23 protein-coding genes are annotated in these 23,853 nt (G+C 63.2%); 9 read left to right on the forward strand and 14 right to left on the reverse strand.

Annotation, left to right across the window (positions count from 1 at the left end):
- Positions 1–13 precede the first annotated feature (13 nt).
- From NCT32_RS25585 to NCT32_RS25595, 3 genes are all read right to left on the reverse strand, one after another.
- Positions 14–1,018 carry a xanthine dehydrogenase family protein subunit M gene (locus tag NCT32_RS25585; protein ID WP_061116312.1) on the reverse strand — a complete coding sequence of 335 codons (1,005 nt, stop codon included), beginning with the start codon at positions 1,016–1,018 and terminating at the stop codon, positions 14–16.
- Between the two features lie 10 nt (positions 1,019–1,028).
- Positions 1,029–1,595, reverse strand: coding sequence for a (2Fe-2S)-binding protein (locus tag NCT32_RS25590; protein WP_096031945.1), 567 nt, complete (start codon positions 1,593–1,595; stop codon positions 1,029–1,031).
- A gap of 556 nt (positions 1,596–2,151) precedes the next feature.
- Positions 2,152–3,468, reverse strand: coding sequence for an MFS transporter (locus NCT32_RS25595; protein WP_061116313.1), 1,317 nt, complete (start codon positions 3,466–3,468; stop codon positions 2,152–2,154).
- 194 nt (positions 3,469–3,662) lie between these two features.
- Between NCT32_RS25595 and NCT32_RS25600 the strand changes: the two genes are divergently transcribed.
- The 3 genes from NCT32_RS25600 to NCT32_RS25610 all read left to right on the forward strand — a co-directional run bounded on the left by NCT32_RS25600 (position 3,663) and on the right by NCT32_RS25610 (position 6,927).
- Positions 3,663–4,559, forward strand: a complete 897-nt coding sequence (locus NCT32_RS25600) for a LysR substrate-binding domain-containing protein (protein ID WP_061116314.1) — start codon at positions 3,663–3,665, stop codon at positions 4,557–4,559.
- Positions 4,560–4,655: 96 nt separating this feature from the next.
- Positions 4,656–5,849, forward strand: a complete 1,194-nt coding sequence (locus NCT32_RS25605) for a M20 aminoacylase family protein (protein WP_250490621.1) — start codon at positions 4,656–4,658, stop codon at positions 5,847–5,849.
- A 10-nt stretch (positions 5,850–5,859) separates the two neighbouring features.
- Complete coding sequence (locus tag NCT32_RS25610; RefSeq protein WP_061116316.1) at positions 5,860–6,927, forward strand: M14 family metallopeptidase; 1,068 nt, start codon at positions 5,860–5,862, stop codon at positions 6,925–6,927.
- Here the strand turns inward: NCT32_RS25610 and NCT32_RS25615 are convergent.
- A complete protein-coding gene (locus NCT32_RS25615; RefSeq protein WP_061116317.1) occupies positions 6,924–7,796 on the reverse strand; it encodes an endonuclease/exonuclease/phosphatase family protein in 873 nt (290 codons plus the stop codon). The two genes, NCT32_RS25610 and NCT32_RS25615, sit on opposite strands and share 4 nt — an antisense overlap.
- Before the next feature lie 170 nt (positions 7,797–7,966).
- Between NCT32_RS25615 and NCT32_RS25620 the strand changes: the two genes are divergently transcribed.
- Positions 7,967–8,473 (forward strand): DUF4019 domain-containing protein, encoded by a 507-nt coding sequence (locus NCT32_RS25620; RefSeq protein ID WP_061116318.1) that lies wholly within the window; start codon positions 7,967–7,969, stop codon positions 8,471–8,473.
- Positions 8,474–8,480: 7 nt separating this feature from the next.
- Here NCT32_RS25620 and NCT32_RS25625 read toward each other — a convergent pair whose 3' ends face one another.
- The 3 genes from NCT32_RS25625 to NCT32_RS25635 all read right to left on the reverse strand — a co-directional run bounded on the left by NCT32_RS25625 (position 8,481) and on the right by NCT32_RS25635 (position 11,064).
- A complete protein-coding gene (locus NCT32_RS25625) occupies positions 8,481–8,786 on the reverse strand; it encodes a high-potential iron-sulfur protein (RefSeq protein ID WP_061116319.1) in 306 nt (101 codons plus the stop codon).
- A gap of 721 nt (positions 8,787–9,507) precedes the next feature.
- Positions 9,508–9,645, reverse strand: coding sequence for a hypothetical protein (locus NCT32_RS25630; protein WP_061116320.1), 138 nt, complete (start codon positions 9,643–9,645; stop codon positions 9,508–9,510).
- Positions 9,646–9,666: 21 nt separating this feature from the next.
- Positions 9,667–11,064: an OFA family MFS transporter gene (locus tag NCT32_RS25635; RefSeq protein ID WP_061116321.1), complete on the reverse strand. Its 1,398-nt coding sequence runs from the start codon at positions 11,062–11,064 to the stop codon at positions 9,667–9,669.
- 532 nt (positions 11,065–11,596) lie between these two features.
- On the opposite strand from NCT32_RS25635, the gene adh reads away from it, so the two are divergent.
- Complete coding sequence (gene adh / locus NCT32_RS25640) at positions 11,597–13,117, forward strand: aldehyde dehydrogenase (RefSeq protein WP_061116322.1); 1,521 nt, start codon at positions 11,597–11,599, stop codon at positions 13,115–13,117.
- Between the two features lie 56 nt (positions 13,118–13,173).
- Entirely contained in the window at positions 13,174–13,563 is a 390-nt protein-coding gene (locus NCT32_RS25645; RefSeq protein WP_061116323.1) for a DUF779 domain-containing protein, read from the forward strand.
- A 5-nt stretch (positions 13,564–13,568) separates the two neighbouring features.
- Here the strand turns inward: NCT32_RS25645 and NCT32_RS25650 are convergent, their stop codons facing one another.
- The 5 genes from NCT32_RS25650 to NCT32_RS25670 form a co-directional block, all read right to left on the reverse strand.
- Positions 13,569–14,348, reverse strand: a complete 780-nt coding sequence (locus tag NCT32_RS25650) for an enoyl-CoA hydratase (protein WP_061116521.1) — start codon at positions 14,346–14,348, stop codon at positions 13,569–13,571.
- A 14-nt stretch (positions 14,349–14,362) separates the two neighbouring features.
- On the reverse strand, positions 14,363–16,006 hold the full coding sequence (locus NCT32_RS25655) for an acyl-CoA synthetase (protein WP_250490622.1): 1,644 nt from the start codon (positions 16,004–16,006) through the stop codon (positions 14,363–14,365).
- A gap of 93 nt (positions 16,007–16,099) precedes the next feature.
- Positions 16,100–16,735: a glutathione S-transferase family protein gene (locus tag NCT32_RS25660; protein ID WP_061116325.1), complete on the reverse strand. Its 636-nt coding sequence runs from the start codon at positions 16,733–16,735 to the stop codon at positions 16,100–16,102.
- Positions 16,736–16,751: 16 nt separating this feature from the next.
- Entirely contained in the window at positions 16,752–17,378 is a 627-nt protein-coding gene (locus tag NCT32_RS25665; protein ID WP_061116326.1) for a glutathione S-transferase family protein, read from the reverse strand.
- A gap of 116 nt (positions 17,379–17,494) precedes the next feature.
- Entirely contained in the window at positions 17,495–18,310 is an 816-nt protein-coding gene (locus NCT32_RS25670; protein ID WP_061116327.1) for an NAD(P)H-dependent oxidoreductase, read from the reverse strand.
- Between the two features lie 92 nt (positions 18,311–18,402).
- Between NCT32_RS25670 and NCT32_RS25675 the strand changes: the two genes are divergently transcribed.
- Both NCT32_RS25675 and NCT32_RS25680 read left to right on the forward strand, forming a co-directional pair.
- Positions 18,403–19,299: a LysR family transcriptional regulator gene (locus NCT32_RS25675; protein WP_061116328.1), complete on the forward strand. Its 897-nt coding sequence runs from the start codon at positions 18,403–18,405 to the stop codon at positions 19,297–19,299.
- Positions 19,300–19,630: 331 nt separating this feature from the next.
- Positions 19,631–20,767, forward strand: coding sequence for a porin (locus NCT32_RS25680; RefSeq protein WP_061116329.1), 1,137 nt, complete (start codon positions 19,631–19,633; stop codon positions 20,765–20,767).
- Positions 20,768–20,774: 7 nt separating this feature from the next.
- Here NCT32_RS25680 and NCT32_RS25685 read toward each other — a convergent pair whose 3' ends face one another.
- Positions 20,775–21,800 carry an aldose epimerase family protein gene (locus NCT32_RS25685; RefSeq protein WP_250477807.1) on the reverse strand — a complete coding sequence of 342 codons (1,026 nt, stop codon included), beginning with the start codon at positions 21,798–21,800 and terminating at the stop codon, positions 20,775–20,777.
- Between the two features lie 13 nt (positions 21,801–21,813).
- Positions 21,814–22,488, reverse strand: coding sequence for an HAD family hydrolase (locus NCT32_RS25690; RefSeq protein ID WP_061116331.1), 675 nt, complete (start codon positions 22,486–22,488; stop codon positions 21,814–21,816).
- 166 nt (positions 22,489–22,654) lie between these two features.
- On the opposite strand from NCT32_RS25690, the gene NCT32_RS25695 reads away from it, so the two are divergent.
- A complete protein-coding gene (locus NCT32_RS25695) occupies positions 22,655–23,773 on the forward strand; it encodes a 3-deoxy-7-phosphoheptulonate synthase (RefSeq protein ID WP_061116522.1) in 1,119 nt (372 codons plus the stop codon).
- The last annotated feature ends 80 nt before the right edge of the window (positions 23,774–23,853 follow it).

Consider the following 23,853-nt stretch of genomic DNA (forward strand, 5'->3'; position numbering starts at 1 on the left):
TCCTCGGTCGGGTTCAGGACGTTTGCGTGACCATCTTGAGCGTATGCACGATGCATCGCTTCGATAGCTCGACCTTGAAGCCGTTCTCGCTTTGCGGCTTCGCACCGGCGAGCGCGGCATCGGCGGCGCGCCTGAACGTGGCTTCGTCGGGCGCGGCGTCCTGCAACTCCTTCTCCGCCTCGCGCGAGCGCCACGGCTTCGTGCCGACGCCGCCGAGTGCCACGCGCGCATGCGCGATGCGCCCATCCTTCACGCCGATCACGACACCTGCCGACGCCAGCGCGAACTCATACGACGCGCGATCGCGCAGCTTGAGATAGGCCGAGCGCGTACCTTCGACCGGCGGGGGCAACGTGACGTGCGTGATCAGATCGCCGGCATCGAGCACGTTCTCGCGATCGGGCGTGGTGCCGGGAACGAGAAAGAATTCATCGATGGGAATCGCGCGCTTGCCGGCCGTGCCTTCCACGTGAATCGTCGCTTCGAGCGCCTGCAGCGCCACGCACATGTCCGACGGATTGCTCGCGATGCACGACTCGCTCGTGCCGAGAATCGCCATCATGCGATTGAAGCCCTGAATCGCGGAACAGCCGCTGCCCGGCTCGCGCTTGTTGCACGGCGACGTCGTGTCGCGAAAGTACACGCACCGCGTGCGTTGCAGGATATTGCCGCCCGTGGTCGCCATGTTGCGCAACTGCACGGACGCGCCGGAGAGCACCGCTTGCGACAGCACCGCATAACGATCGCGAATCAGCGGATGATGCGCGAGATCCGAGTTGCGCGAGGTCGCGCCGATACGCACGCCGCCGTCGTTCGTTGCCTCGATCTCGTCGAGCGGCAGGCGGCTGATATCGATGACGCGCATCGGCCGCTCGACGTTGAGCTTCATCAGGTCGAGCAGCGTCGTGCCGCCCGCGAGAAAGCGCACTTCCGCGCCTTGCTGCGCGGTATGCGCGAGTGCGCCCGCATTGATCGCATCGCGCATGTCGCGTGCGCGGGAGAGTTGGAACATGTCCATGTCGCTCTCCTTATTCCGACGACGACTTGTTCGCCCGCACCGACTGGATCGCGCCGACGATGTTCTGATACGCGCCGCAGCGGCACAGGTTGCCGCTCATCGCTTCGCGCACGTCGTCGTCCCTCGGGCCGATGGGTTCGTCGAGCAGCGCCACCGCCGACATCAGCTGGCCTGCCGTGCAGTAGCCGCACTGATAACCATCGCATTCGACGAACGCGGCCTGCAGCGGATGCAGCGCGTCGACTTCGCCAATGCCTTCGATCGTCGTGATGGTGTCGCCTTCGCAGGCGGCGGCGAAACACAGGCACGAATTCACGCGGCGGCCGTTCACGTGAACGGTGCATGCGCCGCATTGGCCGTGATCGCAGCCCTTTTTCGTGCCGGTGAGGTGAAGATGCTCCCGCAGTGCATCTAATAAGGTCGTGCGCGGATCGAGGGAAAGCGTATGGCTCGCGCCGTTGACAGTAAAGGTGAACGTTGCGGCCGAGTCGTCCGCCTTGGCCGGCAATGGCGCCAGTGCCTTGTTCGGCGTATCGGCGTGTGTAGTTTTCGATTGGGGGGTATGACGTTGTGGCATCGGGCAATCTCCTGGAAATGTGCAGCACGCGCTGCACGAAACGCGGCGATGACGCGGCAAAGCGTGGGAGAGACGAAGATGCGGCGAAGCGTGTCGAGCGCGATGGCGCGAAGGAAAGGCGGCGAAAAGGGTCTGTGCGGGGCGCGCAGGACCTTCGGGCGCGGGCGATGCGGCGAAAGACGACACTCAGCCAGTATAGGCACCTGACGCGAAACTTTCCCGACCGAAAGCTCGCGCGCGGGCCACGGGATGCTGCGGGCGCACGAAGCATGCCCACAGCGCGGAAAGGATTCAGTGCGTGATGCCGGCCCGCGCGACGAGCGAAAGAAGGAACACGCCGACCGTGGTGAAGACCACGAGCGCCACGAGGATCAGGAACAAGCGGACGATCATCTGCACCGTGTCGCTCCAAAAAAATGGCCGCTTGCGCGGCCGGAAGGAGGGGTGGGTCGGTCAGTCCTCAGCCTAAGCGCGCTTTCTTAATTCAGACTTAAGCGGGCCGGACTTCCGTGCGGGCAGCCCATTCTCCTTCGTTTGCGAACACCATGCAGCAGCCTTACCGCAGCGCTTCGCTATAGCGGTCGCGCAGCGGGAGGATCGTCAGAAGCGCGACCGCGCTGCCGAAAATCACGTAGTAGCAGATCGAAAGCGGGTCGCCCGTAGTCATCGTCAGCCATTGCACGATGGCCGGCGCGAAGCCGCCGAAGATCATCACCGCGACGTTGTAGCTCACCGAGATGCCCGTCGAACGCACGCTCGACGGCAGCAGTTCGGAGATGAACGCCGGATAGCAGCCCTGGAAGATGCCGAGGTAAGTCATCAGAAGCGCCTGGCAGACGACCAGCATCGGCAGGCTCGGATGCGCAGTGAGCACGGCGAAGATCGGATACGCCGTGACGAGCGACAGCGCGAGCGCGGTCGCCATCAGCTTCTTGCGGCCGATGCGGTCCGAGAGCCGGCCGAAGATCGGGCAGCAGACGAGATACACGAGCGCGCCGATCGTCGAGCTGATGAGGCCGTCGGTCAGCGCCATGTGCAGGACGCGCGTGGCGTGCGTCGGCAGATACAGCAGGAAGATGTATGTGCCGATGGTGCCGAACACCGTGAGGCCGAAACCCGCGAGCACGGGCATCCAGTGCTTCGTGGCGGTGTCGCGGATCGGACGCGCGCTCAGTTCGTTCTTCTGCGCCTTCTCGACGAACACGGGCGACTCATCCAGTTTCGAGCGCAGATACAAGCCTACCGGCACGATCAGGAGGCCGATCACGAACGGGATGCGCCAGCCCCAGCTGTTCAGATGCTCGGGACTCAGCGTGCGCGTGAGCACCGCGCCGAAAAACGAGCCCGCGAGACTCGCCGCTGCCTGCGCGACCATCTGGAAGCTGCCGAAATAGCCGCGTTTGTTGGCGGGCGCGTATTCGACGAGAAACGCCGTCGCGCAGCCCACTTCGCCGCCCGCCGAGAAGCCCTGAATCAGGCGGCCGAGCAGCATCAACAGGGGCGCGGCGATGCCGATCGCCGCATACGTCGGCGCGAACGCGATGATCGCGATGCCGACCGCCATCAGCGAGATGGTGAGCGTGAGCGCCGACTTGCGTCCGACGCGGTCCGCAACCGCGCCCAGCACGATCCCGCCGAGCGGCCGCGTCAGAAAGCCGACGCCGAACGTCGCCCAGGTCGCGAGCAATGAGATGGTGGGATTCGTTGCGGGAAAGTACAGCTTGGCGATGATGACGGCGAAGAAGCCGTAGACCATGAAGTCGAACCATTCGAGCGCGTTGCCGATGGTCGATACGACGATCGCTCGTCGGCCGGACAGATTGAGCGCGGCGTTCTGTTCGGCCGCGTGGGCTGCAGGTAGTACGGTGCTCATCGAATGCACTCCGTGGGCGTGGGGCGATTGATCAGGGCGACGACATCCGGTCTTTTACTGGCTCGCGCCGCGGGAGGCGCGCGAGCCGCTGCAACACGCAAACATTACGCCGAGTTGAAATAAGAAAATATAGAATTTCTGAACTGACACTCAAGGAAACCTGATCGAACGGTTCGGGTTGTCCCCAAGACACGATGAGCAACATTCGCTTTTTGCGCACCTTCATCGCCGTCGCGCGTTACGGCTCTTTCGCCGCCGCCGCCGAGAAAGTGGCGCTCACGCAAGCCGCCGTGAGCATGCAGATGCAATCGCTCGAAGACGATCTGAAGCGGCCGCTCTTCGACCGCGTGGGGCGCACCAACCGGTTGACGAGCATCGGCAAGCAGGTTTTGCCGCAGGCGGAGCGCATCGTCGCGCTCTACGACAGCATGCGGCTCACGGGCCTCGACGATGAAATCGCGGGATCGGTTGCCATCGGCGCGGTCGATTCGGCGATGGGCGCGCTCGCGTCCGTCGTCACCGAATTGAAAGGCCAGTATCCGCGCCTCGATGTGCGGCTTTTCACGGGCAAGGCGCTTGCCCTCGCGCCGCAGGTGGAAGCAGGCGAGATCGACGCGGCGGTGATCGTCGAGATGGCGGGCAAGACGCCGGCGAGCCTCAACTGGACACCGCTCTATGCGGAGCCGCTCGTCGCGATAGGAACGCCCGGCAGCGCCCCCGCCAGCGCAGCCGACATGCTCGCGAGCCGGCCGTTTCTGCGTTTCGATCGCGCGCAGCGAACGGGCGCGCTGATCGATCGCGCGTTGAAGCACAACCGGCTCGTCGTGAACGAGTTCCTCGAACTGAATTCGCTCGAAGTGATCGTCGAACTCGTGCGGCAGGACGCGGGCGTTTCTGTCGTGCCGCTGCTCGAATACGGCTCGTGGGCGAGCGATCCGGCGTTGCGCGTGCTGCCGCTCGCGAAGAATACGCCGCGGCGCGTCGTCGGCATGCTGGAGCGCAAGATTCACGACCGGCACGCGGTCATGAGCATCGTGCAGGAGCGCATCCGCATGCGTTCGCGCGGTGCCATACCGCCGCGCGAAAGCTAAAGCTTTCCTTAAGTCACGGACAAGGAATATCAGCTTTCGCTGTTATTTCCGGCCATCGACAATGCTTCGGGTCACTCACTCACACATGAGGAAAGCATGTCGATCATTCCCGAGATCGCCCGGTCGCGCGACGAGATTCAATCCATTCGCCGCGATATGCACGCGCATCCCGAACTCTGCTACGAAGAAGCGCGCACGGCGGAACTGGTCGCGCAAAAGCTCGAAAGCTGGGATATCGAAGTGACGCGCGGGCTCGGCAAGACGGGCGTGGTCGGTGTGTTGAAGAAAGGCGCGAGCAAGCGCGCGATCGGCCTGCGCGCCGACATGGACGCGCTGCCGATTCCTGAGCTGAACACGTTTGCGCATGCGTCGCGTCACGAGAACAAGATGCATGCGTGCGGCCACGACGGCCACACCGCGATGCTGCTCGGCGCTGCGCAATACCTTGCGAACCACCGTGATTTCGACGGCACGGTCGTCTTCATCTTTCAGCCCGCCGAAGAAGGCGGGGGCGGCGCGAAAGCGATGATCGAAGACGGCCTCTTCGAGCGCTTTCCCGTCGATGCCGTGTTCGCGCTGCACAACTGGCCGGGCATGGCGGCGGGCGAATTCGGTGCGCGTGTGGGCGCGACGCAGGCATCGAGCAACGAGTTCGAGATCCGCATCGAGGGCGTGGGCGCGCATGCGGCCATTCCGCACGATGGCGTCGATCCTGTGTTCACCGCGCTGCAGATCGGCACGGGCTTGCAGAGCATCGTGACGCGCAACAAGCGGCCCATCGACGCGGCCGTGCTCTCGATCACGCGCATGCAGGCGGGCCACGCGATCAACGCGATCCCGACGACCGCGACGCTCGGCGGCACCGTGCGCACGTTTTCCACCGACGTGCTCGATCTGATCGAGACGCGCATGAGGGAGATCGTCGCGGCAACGGCGGCGGCTTATCGGTGCAAGGCTGAAGTTAGTTTCGTACGCAACTATCCGCCGACGGTGAACACGCAGAGCGAGACGCAATTCGCGCTTGGCGTGATGCGCGATGTCGTCGGTGCGCAGAAGGTGAACACGAACGTCGATCCGACGATGGGCGCGGAGGACTTCTCGTTCATGCTGCTGGAACGGCCGGGCTGCTACGGGTATATCGGCAACGGACTGGGTGAGCATCGCGAACACGGTCATGGCATCGGACCGTGCATGCTGCATAACAGCAGCTACGATTTCAACGATGACGTGCTCACGCTCGGCTCGACGTACTGGGTGCGTCTGGTCGAAGCGTTTCTTTCGCGCGCGTAGGGAGGTGAGCATGTTTTCATCGACGTATCGCGAGGCGCGTCAGCGGTTTCTCGACACGGCCGCCGCGCGCAAACTCGCGGTCGATACGCGCGTGCTCGAAGGCATCGACGGTCTGGAAGGCGAGACGCTCGCAACCGATGTCGTGCGTATCGGCCCGGCCGATGCGAAGCGCCTGCTCGTGCTCACGTCCGCGACGCATGGCGTCGAAGGCTTTTGCGGCTCGGGCGCACAGATCGCGTTGATGCGCGACGACGTATTGCCCGCGCTGATGGAGAGTCTCGGCGTCGCGATGTTGCTGGTCCATGCGATCAATCCGTATGGCTTTTCGTATCTGAGCCGCACGACGGAAGGCAATGTCGATCTGAATCGCAACAGCGTGGATTTCGCGGGGCCGTTGCCGCAAAACCCCGGTTACGCGGAGCTGCACGAGCTGCTGCTTCCGGCGAGCTGGCCGCCTGACGAAGCGAACATCGCGGCGATTCGCACCTACATCGAAACGCGCGGGCAATGGGCGTATCAGCAAGCGGTGACGACGGGCCAGTACACCCACGCGCAGGGCATGTTCTACGGCGGCGCGCAAGCCGCGTGGAGCACGCGGACGATGCGCAGTCTGCTCGCGGAATACGGAGAGACGTGCACGGCGATCGGCTGGATCGATTTTCATACGGGACTGGGGCCGAGCGGCTTCGGCGCGAAGATCTGCGTCGGCGATGTGGCGCGTGCGCGGCGCTGGTGGGGCGCGGACGTGACGAGCCCGTTGGATGGCACGTCGATCGCGGCGGATGTCGCCGGGCCCTTGCTCGATACGCTGCGGCAGACGTGCCCGCATGCCGCGATTGCATCGATTGCGATCGAGTACGGCACGGTGCCGCTCACGGACATGCTCGACATGCTGCGCGCGGATGTCTGGGTGCGCCATCATGCGCACGCGCCCGCTGCGCTGAAGGCCGACATTCGCCGCCAGATTCGCGCGGCGTTTTACATCGACGACGATATCTGGCGCGGGATGATCGTCGGGCAGGCGCGCGCAGCGGCGTTGCAGGCGCTATATGGCCTTTCGCGCGAAGAAGGCGCTTAACGAAGTTCGAGCCACATCGGCTGATGATCCGATGATCGGCTCGACTGGTCCGCTTCGCATCCCGCGATGCGCGGCTTCAGGTCTTCGGTGACGAAGATGAAGTCGCAGGCGAACGGCCCATCGGGCCATTGATCGTGATCGTACAGGCCGACGGTCGCCGCGCGCGGCGCGTTCGGATGCGCGCAGGTCCAGGCATCGAGGAACGCCGGTGCATCGGCGAGCGGCGCCAGCATCGCGCGATACGCCGAGGCGTCGAACGCACTGTTGAAGTCGCCGCAGATAATCGCGGAAGTCGGCCGCGCGGTGTCGGCGAACGGGCTCGCCTGACTTTCTGCCCTCGCGGGCTGACGCGCGTGCGCGCACGCTTCGGCGTGCAGTTCGCGCAAACGCGCGACTTGCGCGAGCCGCTGCTTCTCCGAATAAAACTCGAGATGCGTGCTGATGATGCGCAGCGGGCCTACGTCCGTCTCGATGACGGCTTCGAGCGCGACGCGCAGCATCGACGGCTTCGCGGGATCGGCGGGCCACGGCAGCGAATGGCGCAACACCTGACGCACCGGCAGGCGGCTGACGATCGCGTTGCCGAACTGACGGCGTGCGAGCCCGGCGCCCACGGGCGGCAGATCGGAGCCGATTGCGTCGATGACGGTCGCGCCGGGAATCAGCGTTTCGAGCTCGGCGAATTGGTCGGGGGCCGGTCGGCCACCGAGTCCGCCCGCCTGTTCGCTTTCGTGAAAGCCGCGCGTCACTTCCTGCAGGCACAGGATGTCGAAATCGTGCAGCGCCTTTGCTTCGGCGACGATGCGCGCGAGATCGACGCGGCCATCCACGCCGCGTCCCCATTGAATGTTCCAGTCGACTAGCCGCATGTCGAACCTCGGCGAAAAGCGTTGGAAGCCACTGTTCAATCCTTAAGCAAGACGTGTGCTCGACCGCACATGCTCGCGGCTCCGTGCAAATTTCCGAAACTAAGTATTTCTTACCGTTCGCGTCGCGGACGGCGATACAATCTGCGCCGTGGAAACGAACGTCGTCCGTCATGAAATCACGCTTTTCCGTCTCTCTCGCCGCGTTCCTGCTCTTTTCAGCGGGCGTCGCGTGCCACGCGCAACAAACTCAGCCAGCACAGCAAGCGGTTCAACCCGCCGCAACGCGCTCGCTCACGAAGGAGCAGCAGGCGGCGCTCGATCAGCAGGACCGGGATATCGCCCAGGTCGCGTCGAGCATCATCAGGCTGATCGACCAGAACAAGGCGGGCGACGTATGGGATCAGGCCTCGCCCATCGCAAAACAGATCGTTTCCCGCGAAGACTTCATGAAGAAGATCGCGCGCGACCGTTTGCCGCTGGGCGCTCCGGGCCTGCGCATGCCGATGGGCGTAAAGCACTATCGCTACGACGGCACCGGCAACATGCCCGCCGGCGCGTACATCAACATTCTCTTCGACACCCAGTTCAGTCAGGCCAGTCAGTCGTCGCGCGAGATGGTGACGTTCATTCTCGATTCGGACAAGGTCTGGCGGTTCGTCGGCTATTCGGTGCGCTGAGCCGGCCTCACATGTTCGTGTAGGACGCGCACCATCCCTTGCCGGCCACGAGTTTGTCGTTGAAGAGCGAGCAGCCGCCCCAGGCATCGCTCGATTTGCCCTGATACAGCGAGCAGTTCGCGCATGTCTGTCCCGCCGCGAAGGCGGGATATTTCGCCTTGTCCACCTTGGCGGCGTCTTCCGTGTAGCCGACGGCGACGGCCGCCGGATCCGCTTCGCTCAAGTGCGGCACATCGGCGCGGGCCCGCGTGAGCCATAGCGTCGTGCCCATGCCGATGCTGAAAATCATGAAGCTGCGGCGGGAGGTGTTCATTGTCGTGGACCGTTTTCTTGTCTGCGGGGAATGTCGTCGTGCGCTCTCGGGCGCTAGTCGAACGATACGCCGACGCGCGCCGCCTTGCCCGCATCGCGGCGTTTGCAAGCCACACGTTTGCGAAATCGTACGCGCGATCGGTTTCTTGACGCGTCGCTTTCGCATTCTCCTTGAACGTGTTGCCAACGTCGTTCATTCCAGCGCGCTAAACCTTTGCGCGCGCGTGCCGTAAATCAGGCCAGAACGCAGTTGCATCGCGTGACCCCGTGGCGCCCCGGCCGCGGTTTAATCAGAAGGAGAACCACCGTGAGTGAATTGGACTGGATGATGGCAGGCGTGTATATGGCGGCGCTCGTGTGCGGCACGCTTCTCATGAGCGTGCTCGCGCGCCGCAGCCTGAGCAGGGTGGAGGATCGCGGGCACTGACAACATCGGGAATAGCCGTCTGGCATGCCCCCGTGCTCGTCGATACCAATCCTTGGAAATATCGACGGTCAGTCAATGGGGGAATGTCATGCCGATGCCCATCGGACTCGGCACGGGAACACAGCGAAGCTTGTCTGCACAGGACGTTTGCGCCGGCTAGCGGAAGGTGCCCTTCGTCAAGGATGCCGGGGACATGATTCGGATCGTGCGGATTCAACGCGGATTCAATGAAGCGCGCGCCGTGAACCGATGAATCGCATCGGCCGTCCGGCGCGCGGAAATGTCACCTTTCAGATTACTGAAACAGCTTGATCGCCTGCGTGAGCGTGTTCGTAACGCCCCAACCGAGCGGAATCAGCACATACGCCCAGAACAACAGAAGCAGCCCATTATTCGACGGGTGAACTGCCTGAGTATCGATGCGGTCATTCATCGCGGATCTCCTCTTTGACTTTTAGTTCGCCGTCTGCGGCGACGTGTCCATGTGGTGCTTCTCATGCACGCGCGTGACGAGCAGATTGCAGATGAAGCCAACGACGAGCAGCACGGCCATGATGTGCAGCGTCATCGTGTACGCTTCGGCGCCGACGACGCCATGCGCCACCTGATAGGCACGCACGTAGTTGACGAGCACCGGACCCGCGACGCCCGCCGCCGCCCACGCGGTCAGCAGCCGGCCGTGAATCCCGCCGACGAACGCCGTGCCGAACATGTCCGCGAGGTACGCGGGAATGGTCGCGAAGCCGCCGCCGTACATGGAAAGGATGATGCCGTAGGCCAGTACGAAGAGCGCGATGTTGCCCGCGCCCGCAAACTGCGGCACGAGGAAGTACAACACCGCGCCCAGCGCAAAGAACACGAAGTAAGTGTTCTTGCGCCCGATCCAGTCCGACGCCGACGCCCACACGAAGCGCCCGCCCATGTTGAAGAGCGACAGCAGCCCGACGAAGCCCGCCGCCGCACCCGCCGTGATCGAGGCCTTGAAGCTCTCCTGGATCATCACCGAGGCCTGCCCGAGCACGCCGATGCCCGCCGTCACGTTCAGGAACAGGACGAGCCACAGCAGATAGAACTGCGGCGTCTTCAGCGCCTGATCGATGTCCACGTGATTCTTCGTGATCATCTTGTTGGCGGTCACAGGCGGCGTCCAGCCAGCCGGCTTCCAGTCCGCCGGCGGGATGCGGATCGCGAGTGCGCCGATCGTCATCGAGATGAAATACAGCACGCCGAGCACGACGAAAGTCTCGGCGACGCCGGCGCTCGTCGCGCTCTTGAAGTGGTTCATCAGCGCGACGGAACCGGGCGCCGCGATCATCGCGCCGCCGCCGAAGCCCATGATCGCCATGCCCGTCGCCATGCCGCGGCGGTCCGGGAACCAGCGGATGAGCGTCGATACCGGCGACACATAGCCGAGCCCGAGCCCGATGCCGCCGATCACGCCGTAACCGAGATACAGCAGCCAGATCTGATGCAGATGGACGCCGAGCGCCGAAACGAGAAAGCCGCCGCCGAAGCAGCAGGCCGCGGTGAACATCGTGCGGCGCGGGCCGACCTTCTCCAGCCATTTGCCTGCGAACGCGGCGGACAAGCCGAGAAATACGATCGCGAGCGAGAAGATCCAGCCGAGCGTCGTCAGTGACCAGTCATCGGGTGCCGAACTGGTGATGCCGATGATCTTCGTGAGCGGCGCATTGAACACCGAGAACGCATACGCCTGCCCGATGCACAGGTGAACAGCCAGCGCGGCGGGCGGCACCATCCAGCGCGTGAACCCGGGCCGGGCGATGGTCGCCTGCTTGGAAAAAAAGCCTGTCGGGCCGTGCACGGCCCCTTGATTGATTGTGCTGTTCATCGTGGTCTCCGTGGCGCGTCATGCATGCACGTGCGCGCGCATCGTTTGCTTGAGGTGCTGCGCCGGGGTCGCCGGACACGAGCAGCCCGCCGTGGTCATGCGAGTCGATGCGGTCTTCATCGACTGATCGCAAGGCCATTCGCGCCGCCCAAACATGCGATGCAACGACATATGGGGTGCGGCGCTTTGCCACGGCTGGCATGACCATAGACAAGTGTGAAGGGCTTTGCAATATGAACACTCGTGCCATAAGCGTTTGCCCGCAGCAAATCATGCTTGTGCAGGGCGCCCGGACACGCGATCTGCGTTGCGTCGCATCGCTACAGGTGGGAGCAGGTGTTCTGAATGTGAACAGTTCACATCGGCCTCGTATAAACCCTGACGATGCGCCCCGAAACCGCATGCCGATGCGGCTTGCGCGCCGCTTGCGACATCGCGCGCGCGATGGCATGGAACTCGCAATCAAGAGCGACCGGCGCCGGACACATGCAGTACCGGCCCATTCACGTCGACATGCGAGGAGCACACACAAATGAATCACGCAGAGATGCAGTTCCTGAGCACCGAATACCCCTACAAGAAGCAGTACGGCAACTTCATCGGCGGCAAGTGGATGCCGCCCGCGGGCGGCGAGTATTTCGACAACATCTCGCCGATCACCGGCGAGCCCTTCACGTCGATCCCGCGTTCGCGCGAAGCCGATATCGAAGCCGCGCTCGACGCGGCGCACGCGGCGAAGACGTCGTGGGGCAGGACATCCGTCACCGACCGCGCGAACCTTCTGCTGAAGCTCGCCGATCGCATGGAGCAGAACCTGTCGCGTCTCGCGCTCGCGGAGTCCATCGACAACGGCAAGCCGCTGCGCGAGACGATGGCCGCGGACATTCCGCTCGCGATCGATCACTTCCGCTATTTCGCGAGCGCGGCGCGTTCGCAGGAAGGCGGCATCTCCGAGATCGATCACGATACGGTCGCGTATCACTTCCATGAGCCGCTCGGCGTCGTCGGGCAGATCATTCCGTGGAACTTCCCGATTCTGATGGCCGTATGGAAGCTCGCGCCCGCGCTCGCCGCCGGCAACTGCGTCGTGCTGAAGCCGGCGGAGCAGACGCCCGCGTCGATTCTCGTGCTGCTCGAGGTGATCGAAGATCTGCTGCCGCCGGGCGTGCTCAACGTCGTGAACGGCTTCGGTCTGGAAGCGGGCAAGCCGCTCGCATCGAACAAGCGCATCGCGAAGATCGCGTTCACCGGCGAGACCACGACCGGCCGCCTCATCATGCAGTACGCGAGCCAGAACCTGATTCCCGTGACGCTCGAACTCGGCGGCAAGAGCCCGAACATCTTCTTCGAGGATGTGCTGAGCGCCGACGACAGCTTCTTCGACAAGGCCCTCGAAGGCTTCACCATGTTCGCGCTGAACCAGGGCGAAGTGTGCACGTGCCCGTCGCGCGCGCTTGTGCAGGAATCGATCTATGAGCGCTTCATGGAACGCGCGTTGAAGCGCGTCGCGGCGATCGCGCAGGGGCATCCGCTCGACACGAAGACGATGATCGGCGCGCAGGCATCGCAGGAGCAGCTCCAGAAGATCCTGTCGTACATCGATCTCGGTAAGCAGGAAGGCGCGGAGTGCCTCTCAGGCGGTGAGCGCGCGACGTTCGATGGCGAGCTGAAGAACGGCTACTACATCAAGCCGACGGTCTTCAAAGGCCACAACAAGATGCGCATCTTCCAGGAGGAAATCTTCGGGCCGGTGCTGTCGGTGACGACTTTCAAGACCGAGGAAGAGGCGCTCGAAATCGCGAACGATACGCTCTACGGTCTCGGGGCGGGCGTATGGACGCGCGATGGCACACGCGCGTATCGCTTCGGCCGCGCGATTCAGGCGGGACGCGTATGGACCAACTGCTATCACGCGTATCCGGCGCACGCGGCGTTCGGCGGCTACAAGCAGTCGGGCATCGGACGTGAGAATCACAAGATGATGCTCGATCACTATCAGCAGACGAAGAACATGCTCGTCAGCTACAGCGACAAGCCGCTCGGCTTCTTCTAAAGCCTGCGGGGCCGCCGTCGTTTGCGAGGGCGGCCGGCTCGAACAACGGGGACATCATGAGCGAACAGGAAGTGCAGCGCGTGACCGCGACGCCCGCCGCGATCGACTTGATCGAAAAGCTGAAGGCCGAGCACGGCGAGGTGCTGTTCCATCAATCCGGCGGATGCTGCGACGGCAGCGCCCCGATGTGCTTTCCGGTCAGCGAATTCATGGTGGGCGGCTCGGACGTCAAGCTCGGCGCGATCGGCGGCGTGCCGTTCTACATGACCGAATCTCAGTACGAGTACTGGCAGCACACGCAGCTCATCATCGATGCCGTGCCGGGCAACGGCGGCATGTTTTCGCTGGAGCGTCCGTCAGGTTTGCGCTTTCTCACGCGCTCGCGCTTATATAGCGATGAACAGAACGCGTGGCTCGAAAAACATCCGGTCGAGCACGTGAGCTAAGCGATTCAGTCCCATCGCGGCGGACGCTTCTCGATGAACGCCTGCGTTCCTTCGAGCGTGGCGTCCTGCATCATGTTGCAGGCCATCGTTTCCGATGCGAGTGCGTATGCAGCTTCGATGCCGGTTTCGAGTTGCCGATAGAACAAACCCTTGCCCGCCGCTACTGCTTCGCGCGGCTTGGCGGCGATGGTCGCGGCAAGCGTGCGAACGGCATCGTCGAGTTCGACTGGCGACGCGACGCGATTCACGAGGCCGCGTTCGCGCGCGGTGGCTGCATCGATGAACTCGCCGGTAAAAAGCATCTCGAACGCGGCCTTGCGCGATACGTTGCGCGACAGCGGCACGCCCGGCGTCGCGCAGAAAAGCCCGAGATTCACGCCCGACACGGCGAAACGCGCGTCGCTCGATGCCACCGCGAGATCGCACATTGCGACCAGTTGGCAGCCCGCCGCGGTGGCAATGCCATGCACGCGCGCGATCACCGGTTGCGGCATGCGCTGGATCGTCAGCATCATGCGCGAGCAGCGCGCGAAAAGCTCGCGATAGTAGTCGAGCGCGGGTTCAGCGCGCATCTCTTTCAGATCGTGGCCTGCGCAGAACGCGCGTCCCGCGCCCGCGAGCACGACGACACGCGCATCCGATCCGGCGATCTCCTTCAGCCCTTGTTCGAGCGCTTCGAGCATGGCTTCCGATAATGCGTTGAACGCATCGGGCCGATTCAGTGTGAGTTTGACGACGCCGTTGGTGTCATACGCATCGCGTTCGATCAGAACGAGTTCGCTCATGCTCATGCTCTCCTTCAAACGTCGATCGCGGCGACCGAGCCCGCGCGCTTGCGCAGTTCGAACTTCTGAATCTTGCCGGTGGACGTTTTCGGCAACTCGCAGAACTCGATCGCGCGTGGCACCTTGAAGCCCGCGAGATGCTTTTTGCAATGCGCGATCAAATCCTCCGCACTGACTTGCGCACCGGACTTCAGCTCGACGAACGCGCATGGCGTTTCGCCCCAGCGCGTATCGGGTTTCGCGACGACCGCCACGGCAAGCACGGCAGGATGCCGGTACAGCACATCCTCCACTTCGATGCTCGATATGTTCTCGCCGCCCGAGATGATGATGTCCTTGCTGCGATCCTTGATGCGCACGTAGCCATCGGGATAGGCCACCGCGAGATCGCCTGTATGGAACCAGCCGCCGCGAAACGCTTCTTCGGTCGCAGCAGGGTTCTTCAGATAGCCCTTCATCGCGATGTTGCCGCGAAACATGATCTCGCCGATCGTCTCGCCGTCCGAAGGCACGAGTTCCATCGAAAGCGGATCGCGCACGGTCACGGCATCCTGCAGGTGATAGCGCACGCCTTGCCGCGAATTGAGCCGCGCGCGTTCGCCGATATCGAGCGCGCTCCATTCGGCCTGCTGCGGACAGACCGTGGCCGGTCCATAGACCTCGGTGAGGCCGTAGACGTGAGTCAGCTCGAAGCCCATGCGCTCCATGCCTTCGATCATCGCGGCGGGCGGCGCGGCGCCCGCGACCATCGCGTGAACCTTCTGCTCGATGCCGGCTTTCATCTCGTCGGGTGCGTTGACGAGCAGGTTCTGCACGATCGGCGCACCGCAGTAATGTGTGACGCCTTCGTTGCGAATGAGATCGAAGATGGCCTTCGCATCGACGCGGCGCAGGCACACGTTCACGCCCGCGCGGGCGGCCACGGTCCACGGGAAGCACCAGCCGTTGCAATGGAACATCGGCAGTGTCCACAAGTACACGGCATGCTTCGGCATGTCCCATTCGAGGATATTGCTGACCGCATTCGTGTACGCGCCGCGATGGTGATAGACGACGCCCTTCGGATTGCCCGTCGTCCCCGACGTGTAGTTCAGACAGATGGCGTTCCATTCGTCCGATGGCGGCGACCATTCGTATGCCGGATCGCCGCTCGCGAGCAACGCTTCATACTCGATTTCGCCGATGCGCTCCCCCTCGCCCGTGTACTGCGAATCGTCGACATCGATGACGAGCACGTCTTGCGGCACGTCTTTCAAGGCTTGGAGCATGACGTCGGCGAACTCGCGATCGACGATCACGGCTTTCGCTTCGCCATGCGCGAGCATGAAGGCGAGCGTGGCGGCGTCGAGCCGCGTGTTGAGCGTGTTGAGCACGGCGCCCGTCATCGGCACGCCGAAGTGCGCTTCGACCATTTCGGGCGTGTTCGGCAGCATCGCGGCGACGGTATCGCCGGGACCGATGCCACGCGCCGCGAGCGCCGACGCGAGCCGCCGCGTACGCGCGTAGGTATCGGCCCAGTTGCGCCGCACCTCGCCGTGCACGATCGCGGGGCGCGTCGGATACACGGATGCCGCGCGCTCGATGAACATGAGCGGCGTCAGCGCCGCGAAATTGGCGGCCGTCTTGGGAAGGCCATCGTCGTACATGCCGGCTGTCATCGTCGTCTCCTGTGCGCGCTTTTCGATGCGCTTTCTTCGATTATGCCCGCGAGCCTTACACACGACTGACGCTGGCGCTGCGATCCGGTTCCGTCAGACGAGATCGTCGAGCTTCACCTCGAAGCCGCGTTTGACGCCCGGGCGCGCAAACAGCGCTTCATACCAGCGCTTGACGCTGGGGTAATCGTCGAGCGAGACCTGATGACGTTCATGCCGCCACGCCCAGCCGAGAATCGCGAAATCGGCAACTGATAATACGCCCGCCACGTATTCCACCTGCGCGAGACGCTTGTCGAGCACGCCATACAGACGGCGCGTTTCATCGGAATAGCGCTTCAGCGCATAGCGCCGATCGCATTCCGCCTCGACCATGCGGAAGTGATGCACCTGTCCCGGCATCGGGCCGAAGCCGCCCATCTGCCACATCAGCCATTCGAGCACGGGCACGCGCTCGCGCAGGCTCGCGGGCAGGAACTTGCCGGTCTTCTCACCGAGATAGAGCAGGATCGCGCCGGATTCGAAGATGCTGATCGGCTGGCCGTCGGGGCCGTCCGGATCGACAATCGCCGGAATGCGGTTGTTCGGGCTGATGCGCAGAAAGTCGGGTGCATGCTGCTCGCCCTTCGTGATGTTCACTGTCTTCACGGTGTAGGGCAGTTGCATTTCCTCCAGCGCGACGCTGATCTTGCGTCCGTTGGGCGTGTTCCACGTATGCAGTTCGATTGTCATGGCGATGCGTCCCGGTTCAGGTCAATTCAGGCGACACATAACGCTGAAAACCCGCGCGTTGGGTAATGCCTATATACCAGCGTTCGAGCTCGGGGAGCGCGGGCCGCACGAGCTCGGCGATGCCGAACCAGCGGCGCGCATAGGCGGCAATGACGAGATCGGCGAGGGTGAACGTGTTGCCTTCGAGATAGTCGCGGCCTTTCAGATGCGCATCGACGAGGCGCCAGAGCTTTTCAACTTCGTTCGCAGCGGCGGCGAGTTGCCCGACGTCGCGATCCGCCGCGCTCGTGCGGATATAGCCCCAGAAAAGAGGGCGTTCGGCCGGTTGCAGCGTGGAGAGTGCCCAGTCGAGCCAGCGGTCAGCGCTTGCCCGGACCTTCGGCTCGGCGGGGTAGAGCGTGCTGGCCGCGCCGTACTGCATCGCGAGATAACGGATGATCGAATTCGATTCCCACAGCACGAAATCGCCATCGACCAGCGTGGGCACGCGGCCCATCGGGTTCATCTCGAGATAGCCGGGTTCGTTGTTGCGCCCGAATTGCAGGCCGGCGTCGATTCGCTCGTACGCAAGGCCCACTTCATCGCAGCACCACAGCACTTTCTGCACATTGACCGAGTTGGCTCTGCCCCAGATCGTCAGCATTCGATGTCATCCTCCGTTGGTGTCGCGTTGCGCGTCGAAGGATCAATCTTAGAGTGAGTCGGGGACTTTCGCTAAAAAATGCTTATGCGTTGGACGCAATGGCATCCGGCGAATACCTATCGACCTTCTATTAGCCGTGTTTCGCGCGTGCCGCCTGAGTCGATGTGCGCCCCGAATCCGCTCTGTCCCGCGGCGAGTTCGTCGCGCAGCGTGAGGCGGGGAATCGCGTAATCGCCGTGATTCTGCTTGCGAAACGCGATGGGCGTGTCGTCAAAGAGCCGGTCGAGACGCTGGCCCAACTTATGGAAAGTTGCATCCAGACGCGCGCCGTCCATCGTACTCGTGTGATAGACGACAAAAGGCGGCAGCACGTCGAATCCGGGATAAAACAGCACGCCATGCTGGATCGGAAACAGGATATCCTCGATCGGACCGTTGATGCCGCGCGGACCGTAATGCGACTCCCAGCCGCCAGTCGTGACGACGATCATCGCGCGCTTGCCCGCCATCATGCCTTCGCCGTAGCGATCGCCCCAGTGCGTGTCCGAGTGCTCGCCCACCCCATAGCCGAAGCCATACGCATACACGCGCTCGACCCAGCCCTTCATGATCGCGGGCATCGAGAACCACCACATCGGGAATTGCAGGATCAGGGCATCGGCCCAGCGCAGCTTGTCCTGCTCGATCTCGATATCGCGGCTTTGCAAACCGTTCTCGAACGCATGCTTCGAATCGAGGCTCGCATGGAACGGCGCGTCGCGGTTGCGTTCGCGGATGTCGTTGGCGTCGAGCGCGGCTTTCCAGTTCATCGCGTACAGGTCGGAAACTTGCACGTCGTGGCCATTGGCCCGCAGGCCTTCGACGGTGAAATCATTGATGGCGCCGTTCAGCGAGCGGCGTTCCGGATGGGCATACACGATCAGCACATTCATAAGGCATTCTCCAGTTCGATACAGACATGGAGGCCAGCTTAAAGACCGAGCGGGTATATTGGAAATGAATATCCGACATTGCAGGCATTGCCATGAATAATATCTTGAGAAGACTCGATCTCAATCTGCTCGTCACGCTCGATGTCCTGCTCGCCGAGCAGAACGTCACGCGTGCAGCCGAGCGACTTCATTTTTCGCAGCCGTCCGTGAGCGTGCATCTCGCCAAGCTGCGCGATATCTTCGACGATCCCTTGTTGTTGCCCGGACCACGGGGCATGCGGCCGACGGCGCGCGCCGAAAGCCTGCGCGAGCCGTTGCGCGAAGCGCTGGCGTCGCTCGAACGCGCGGTGTCGCCGCAAGCCGCATTCGACCCCGCGTCCGCCGACAAAACATGGCGCATCGCCGCCACCGACTACACTGAATCGACCGTGCTTCTGCCTGCGTTGAGCGGCTTGCGCGCGGCCGCGCCGCGTACGCGCATCGCGGTGCTCGAAATCATGCCGCCGCGGCTCGCGAAGCAGGCGGAGAACGGCGAGATCGACCTTGCGTTTCACATTGCATCGCCTGAGACCGCCGGCTTTCACCAGCAGGCGCTCTTCACGGAAAGCTATGTGCTCGTGGGGCGCAAGGATCATCCGCGATTGAAACGGCGGCCGACGCTCGCGCAGTTCTGCGCGCTCGACCACGTGATCGTGTCGCCCGATGGCGGCGGGTTCTCCGGTCCCACGGATGCCGCGCTCGCGACGCTCGGCATGAAGCGGCATGTGGCGCTGTCCGTGCCGCACTTCCTGTTCGTACGTTCCGTGCTTGCGACGACCGATCTCGTTTCGATGCAACCGCTCAGGCTCGCGAAGCACTGGCCCGAGTTGCGCATCGTCGCGCCGCCCGTCGATATTCCCGGCTACGAGATGTCGATGTACTGGCACGAACGCGTGCATCGCGATCCGGCGCATCGGTGGCTGCGCGAGTTCATCGCGCAAGCTGTCTGAAAGCATCGCGGATCATTGATGACGTTTTCGCATGACCGTCTCTATCGGTATTACTGATTCAGCGCATGTAACGCGAGTGCTCCTCGAAGCGGTGCCGTCCGAGCCCATGCAGGCGAAAGTGTGAAGCGCGTCTTGCGAAGCTAAACACTTGCGCCTGTTGCATAAAACACCACACGTATTGCACGAAGCCACGCATCGCGACAATTGATGTGTTAAAAATCCGCGTGCTTTCATGCGTCACGCGACGCTGCTTTCGTTCAGACAGTGAACTGAAAGGCGACGCATGGAAGTCGATCAAAAATCGCTAATAAATAGACGCTCACAACACATCATGAAGACAATCACATCGCGTGCCATCGCAGGTATGGGGGCATCGGTCATCGCGCTCGCCTGTCAATCCGCATTCGCGCAAAGCTCGGTCACGCTCTATGGGGTCGCCGACGTCAGCGTGCGTTATCTCACGAACGCCAACGCCAACAACGACGGCAAGGTGTTCATGACGAACGGCGCCATCACCAACAGCCGTTTCGGTCTGAAGGGCGAGGAAGATCTCGGGGGCGGCCTGAAGGCGATCTTCCGGCTGGAAAGCGGTGTGGAACTGGAGAACGGCCAGTACGCCGACAGCGCGCGCGCATTCAACCGCGCGGCCTATGTCGGTCTTTCGAGCGGCTATGGCACGCTGACGCTCGGCCGTCAGAAGACGCCGCTCTTCGATATGCTCGGCGACACTTACGATCCGCTCACCGTCGGCAATTACTTCGAGAACGCATGGCTGCCGGTTGCACTCGGCGCGGGACTCTATGCGGATAACGCGGTGAAGTACAACGGCACGTTCGCGGGCCTGACGCTCGGCGCGATGTACTCGTTCGGCACGAACTACACATCGACCGGCGCCGGCGGCTTCTCGGGTCAGGTGCCGGGCCATATGGGCGCGGGCAACATGTACGGCTTCACGGCGTCGTATGCGATGGGTCCGCTGTCCATCGGCGGCGGCTATCAGCAGAACAGCGACAACTCATCGAACAAGCAGAAGATCTGGAACGCGAACGCGGTCTATACGGTCGGCGCGGCGAAGCTCTATGTCGGCTATCTGCATTCGACCGACGACACCGGCTTTGTCGACAGCATCCTGCAGCAGCGCGGCCTCGCGTCGGGCACGGATATTCTGAAGGGCTCGGGCCGCCGCGACGACGGTCCGTTCGCGGGCATCACGTATCAGGTCACGCCGGCGCTGTTGCTCACGGGCGCGTTCTACTACGACCACATGAAGAACGCGGCCATCGGCGGCGGCGCGACGGGCAGCGGCAATCGCTACACAGGTGTGGCGCTGGCGGAGTATGCGCTGTCGAAGCGCACCGAAGTGTATGGCACCATCGACTTCAACAAGGTGACGGGCGCGGCCGATGTCGAATTGCCGGGCCGCTCGAATCAGACCGGCGTGTCGATCGGCTTGCGCAACCTCTTCTGATTGCCGGTCAGCGCACGCGCAACGTATAGCGCGTGCGCTGACGATACACCGCGCCGGGACGCAGGACGGCGCGCTCGCCGTCCATGTTGATCTCGTCGGGAAAGCCACCCGCTTCGAGACACAGCCCAGCATGCTTGCGATAGCGCGAACCATCGCGAGCGGGCACGCCTTCCAGATAATTCCCCGAGTAGAACTGCAAGCCGCGCGCATCCGTTGCGACGCTCAGCTCGCGTCCGCTCGACGGGTCGAACAGCACGGCGACCGTGCGCGGTTCGTTTGCGTTGCCGTCGAATACATAGCAATGGTCGAAGCCGCCCGCGAGCGCGAGTTGCGGATGAGATGCATCGAGACGCGTCCCGATCGATGCAGGCTCGCGCAAATCGAACACGCTGTTCGTTACCGCTTCGAGTGCAACGGGAATCGACTTCGCATCGATCGCGAGAAACGTATCCGATGCAATCGATATTTCATGATCGCGAATGCTCGCGTCATTGCCCAGATTGAAGTACGCATGGTTCGTGAGGCTGACGGGCGTCGGCGCATCGGTGCGCGCTTCGTAATCGATCGATAGCATGCCCGCGTCGTTCAGTGCATAACGCACGGTCACATCGAGATTGCCGGGAAAGCCCGCCGCGCCCGAAGGCGAATGCAGCGTCATGACGAGCGCGTCATCGGCCACGTCCACGCGCCACATCTGCCGATGAAAACCCGCCGAGCCGCCATGCAGATGATTGGCGCTTTCATTGCGCTCGACCTGATACGCAAGGCCGTCGAGCAGGAAGCGCCCATCGCGGATGCGGTTGGCCCAGCGCCCGATGATCGCGCCCATGAACGCGCTGCCGTTCAGATAGTCGGCGGGCGTGTCGTGACCGAGCAGCACATCGGCGAAATGTCCTTCACGGTCGGGCGCGAGCCATGAGACGAGCGTCGCGCCCAGATCGCTGATCTCGACGCGCATGCCGGATGCATTGCGTAACGTGTAGAGATGCGCGTCGTCCCAGGGACGAATATCGATGAGAGAAGAGGAGGTCATGCGCGCGATCATCTCACGGACGCGCCGCGACTTCATCGAGATGCAGCAGCAGATCCGCAGGATCTTCGTACACGCGCAAGGCGCCCGAGCGCTCCAGTTCGTCGCTGCCATAACCGCCCGAGAGCAGGCCGACGCCGAGCGAGCGGCATCGGCGCGCGGCCAGCATGTCCCAGATGCTGTCGCCGACGACGACCGTATGCTCGATCGGCACGTTCAGGCGCGCGGCAGCGGCAAGGAAGAGGTCGGGATCGGGCTTCGCGTACTTCACCATGTCACGGGTGATGACCACTTGCTTCGAAGGATCGACGCCCAATGCTTCGAGATTGACCTGTGCGGTCTCCATGCGTCCGCTCGTCGCGATGGCCCATTTCGTCCCTGCCTGCGTGAGCGCTTCGAGCAGTTCGCGCGCCCCCGGCAGCGGGCATACCTGCACGCGCAGCCGCTTGTAGGCTTCTGCATGCAATTGACGCAGCCGCTCGACGCGATCCGCGCTGATCTCGCCATGCGTCTCGCGCAACAACTGATTCGTGAAGAGCCCGCCGCTCATGCCGATCTTGCGATGAATGCGCCACACGGACAATTCGATGCCTTCCGCGTCGAGCGCTTCCTTCCACGCGAGCACGTGCTGATAGACGCTATCGACGAGCGTGCCGTCGAGGTCGAACAGGAATGACGTTTCGATGCGCATGATCTACTCCCTTTGATTGTGTCGTGGCGTCTTCATCATACGCACGATCGGGCGAGCGGGCTGCCGCAGGTGCGATAATGGATGTTTGCGCCGCGCCCGGGTTACCTCGCGGAAAACACGCATAGATCCCTGAATTTTGCATCAATCACGCATGACGGAGCCTATCTTGACCCGCATCGACAATCCCTCCCGCGATCAGGAGGCAGGCGTGGCCGACTCCACGCAAGACACGACCCGCATCGACGATACGCGCATCGGCGCCGTGCGTCCGCTGATCTCGCCGGCCTTGCTGCTCGACGAACTGCCTGTGACGCCCGGCGTGCAGACGCTCGTGGAGGAAAGCCGCGCGGCCATCGCGAACATATTGCATGGCCGCGATGACCGCCTCGTCGTGGTCGTCGGCCCGTGCTCCATCCACGATCACGATCAGGCGATGGAATACGCGCAGCGCCTGAAGCAGGTCGCGGACCGGCTGCGCGACGATCTCTTCATCGTGATGCGCGTGTACTTCGAAAAGCCGCGCACCACGGTAGGCTGGAAGGGCTATATCAACGATCCGCGTCTGGACGGCAGCTTCCGCATCAACGAAGGCCTGCGTCGCGCGCGCGAACTGCTGCTCGACATCAGCGGCCTGGGGCTTCCGACCGCAACCGAGTTTCTCGATCTGCTGAGCCCGCAATACATCGCCGATCTGATCGCGTGGGGCGCGATCGGCGCGCGCACGACCGAGAGCCAGAGCCATCGTCAGCTTGCATCGGGTCTCTCGTGCCCGATCGGCTTCAAGAACGGCACCGACGGCGGCGTGCAGGTCGCGGCGGACGCGATCGTCGCGGCACGCGCGAGCCACGCGTTCATGGGCATGACGAAGATGGGCATGGCCGCGATCTTCGAGACGCGCGGCAACGACGACTGCCATGTCATTCTGCGCGGCGGCAAGAAGGGGCCGAACTATGACGCGCAAAGCGTTGCGGCGGCGTGCGGCGCATTGACGAAGCTCGGCCAGCGCGAGCAGGTGATGATCGATTGTTCGCACGCCAACTCGAACAAGTCGCATCTGCGCCAGGTGGATGTCGCGCAGGACATCGCGCGGCAACTGGAAGCGGGCGAGCGGCGCATCACCGGCGTGATGATCGAGAGTCATCTGGAAGAGGGCCGTCAGGATCTCGAGCCGGGCGTGCCGCTCAAGCACGGCGTGTCGATCACCGACGCGTGCCTCGGCTGGACGCAGAGCGAGCCGGTGCTCGAACTGCTTGCGCAAGCCGTGAGAAAACGCCGCGCGGGCTGATTCGGCGCTGCGCGGAAGAAAGGGACATGAGCGAAGCACACAGGCTTCATTCAAGCAAGACGCTCATGTCCCTCAGGCGA

The organism is Caballeronia sp. INML2 (genome assembly GCF_023631365.1).
GTDB classification, from domain to species: domain Bacteria; phylum Pseudomonadota; class Gammaproteobacteria; order Burkholderiales; family Burkholderiaceae; genus Caballeronia; species Caballeronia turbans.

Coding starts and splice junctions, on each gene's coding strand:
- NCT32_RS25585 (WP_061116312.1), bottom strand. CDS start 1,018: ATGGACATGTTCCAACTCTCCCGCGCACGCGACATGCGCGATGCGATC.
- NCT32_RS25590 (WP_096031945.1), bottom strand. CDS start 1,595: ATGCCACAACGTCATACCCCCCAATCGAAAACTACACACGCCGATACG.
- NCT32_RS25595 (WP_061116313.1), bottom strand. CDS start 3,468: ATGAGCACCGTACTACCTGCAGCCCACGCGGCCGAACAGAACGCCGCG.
- NCT32_RS25600 (WP_061116314.1), top strand. CDS start 3,663: ATGAGCAACATTCGCTTTTTGCGCACCTTCATCGCCGTCGCGCGTTAC.
- NCT32_RS25605 (WP_250490621.1), top strand. CDS start 4,656: ATGTCGATCATTCCCGAGATCGCCCGGTCGCGCGACGAGATTCAATCC.
- NCT32_RS25610 (WP_061116316.1), top strand. CDS start 5,860: ATGTTTTCATCGACGTATCGCGAGGCGCGTCAGCGGTTTCTCGACACG.
- NCT32_RS25615 (WP_061116317.1), bottom strand. CDS start 7,796: ATGCGGCTAGTCGACTGGAACATTCAATGGGGACGCGGCGTGGATGGC.
- NCT32_RS25620 (WP_061116318.1), top strand. CDS start 7,967: ATGAAATCACGCTTTTCCGTCTCTCTCGCCGCGTTCCTGCTCTTTTCA.
- NCT32_RS25625 (WP_061116319.1), bottom strand. CDS start 8,786: ATGAACACCTCCCGCCGCAGCTTCATGATTTTCAGCATCGGCATGGGC.
- NCT32_RS25630 (WP_061116320.1), bottom strand. CDS start 9,645: ATGAATGACCGCATCGATACTCAGGCAGTTCACCCGTCGAATAATGGG.
- NCT32_RS25635 (WP_061116321.1), bottom strand. CDS start 11,064: ATGAACAGCACAATCAATCAAGGGGCCGTGCACGGCCCGACAGGCTTT.
- adh (WP_061116322.1), top strand. CDS start 11,597: ATGAATCACGCAGAGATGCAGTTCCTGAGCACCGAATACCCCTACAAG.
- NCT32_RS25645 (WP_061116323.1), top strand. CDS start 13,174: ATGAGCGAACAGGAAGTGCAGCGCGTGACCGCGACGCCCGCCGCGATC.
- NCT32_RS25650 (WP_061116521.1), bottom strand. CDS start 14,348: ATGAGCGAACTCGTTCTGATCGAACGCGATGCGTATGACACCAACGGC.
- NCT32_RS25655 (WP_250490622.1), bottom strand. CDS start 16,006: ATGACAGCCGGCATGTACGACGATGGCCTTCCCAAGACGGCCGCCAAT.
- NCT32_RS25660 (WP_061116325.1), bottom strand. CDS start 16,735: ATGACAATCGAACTGCATACGTGGAACACGCCCAACGGACGCAAGATC.
- NCT32_RS25665 (WP_061116326.1), bottom strand. CDS start 17,378: ATGCTGACGATCTGGGGCAGAGCCAACTCGGTCAATGTGCAGAAAGTG.
- NCT32_RS25670 (WP_061116327.1), bottom strand. CDS start 18,310: ATGAATGTGCTGATCGTGTATGCCCATCCGGAACGCCGCTCGCTGAAC.
- NCT32_RS25675 (WP_061116328.1), top strand. CDS start 18,403: ATGAATAATATCTTGAGAAGACTCGATCTCAATCTGCTCGTCACGCTC.
- NCT32_RS25680 (WP_061116329.1), top strand. CDS start 19,631: ATGAAGACAATCACATCGCGTGCCATCGCAGGTATGGGGGCATCGGTC.
- NCT32_RS25685 (WP_250477807.1), bottom strand. CDS start 21,800: ATGACCTCCTCTTCTCTCATCGATATTCGTCCCTGGGACGACGCGCAT.
- NCT32_RS25690 (WP_061116331.1), bottom strand. CDS start 22,488: ATGCGCATCGAAACGTCATTCCTGTTCGACCTCGACGGCACGCTCGTC.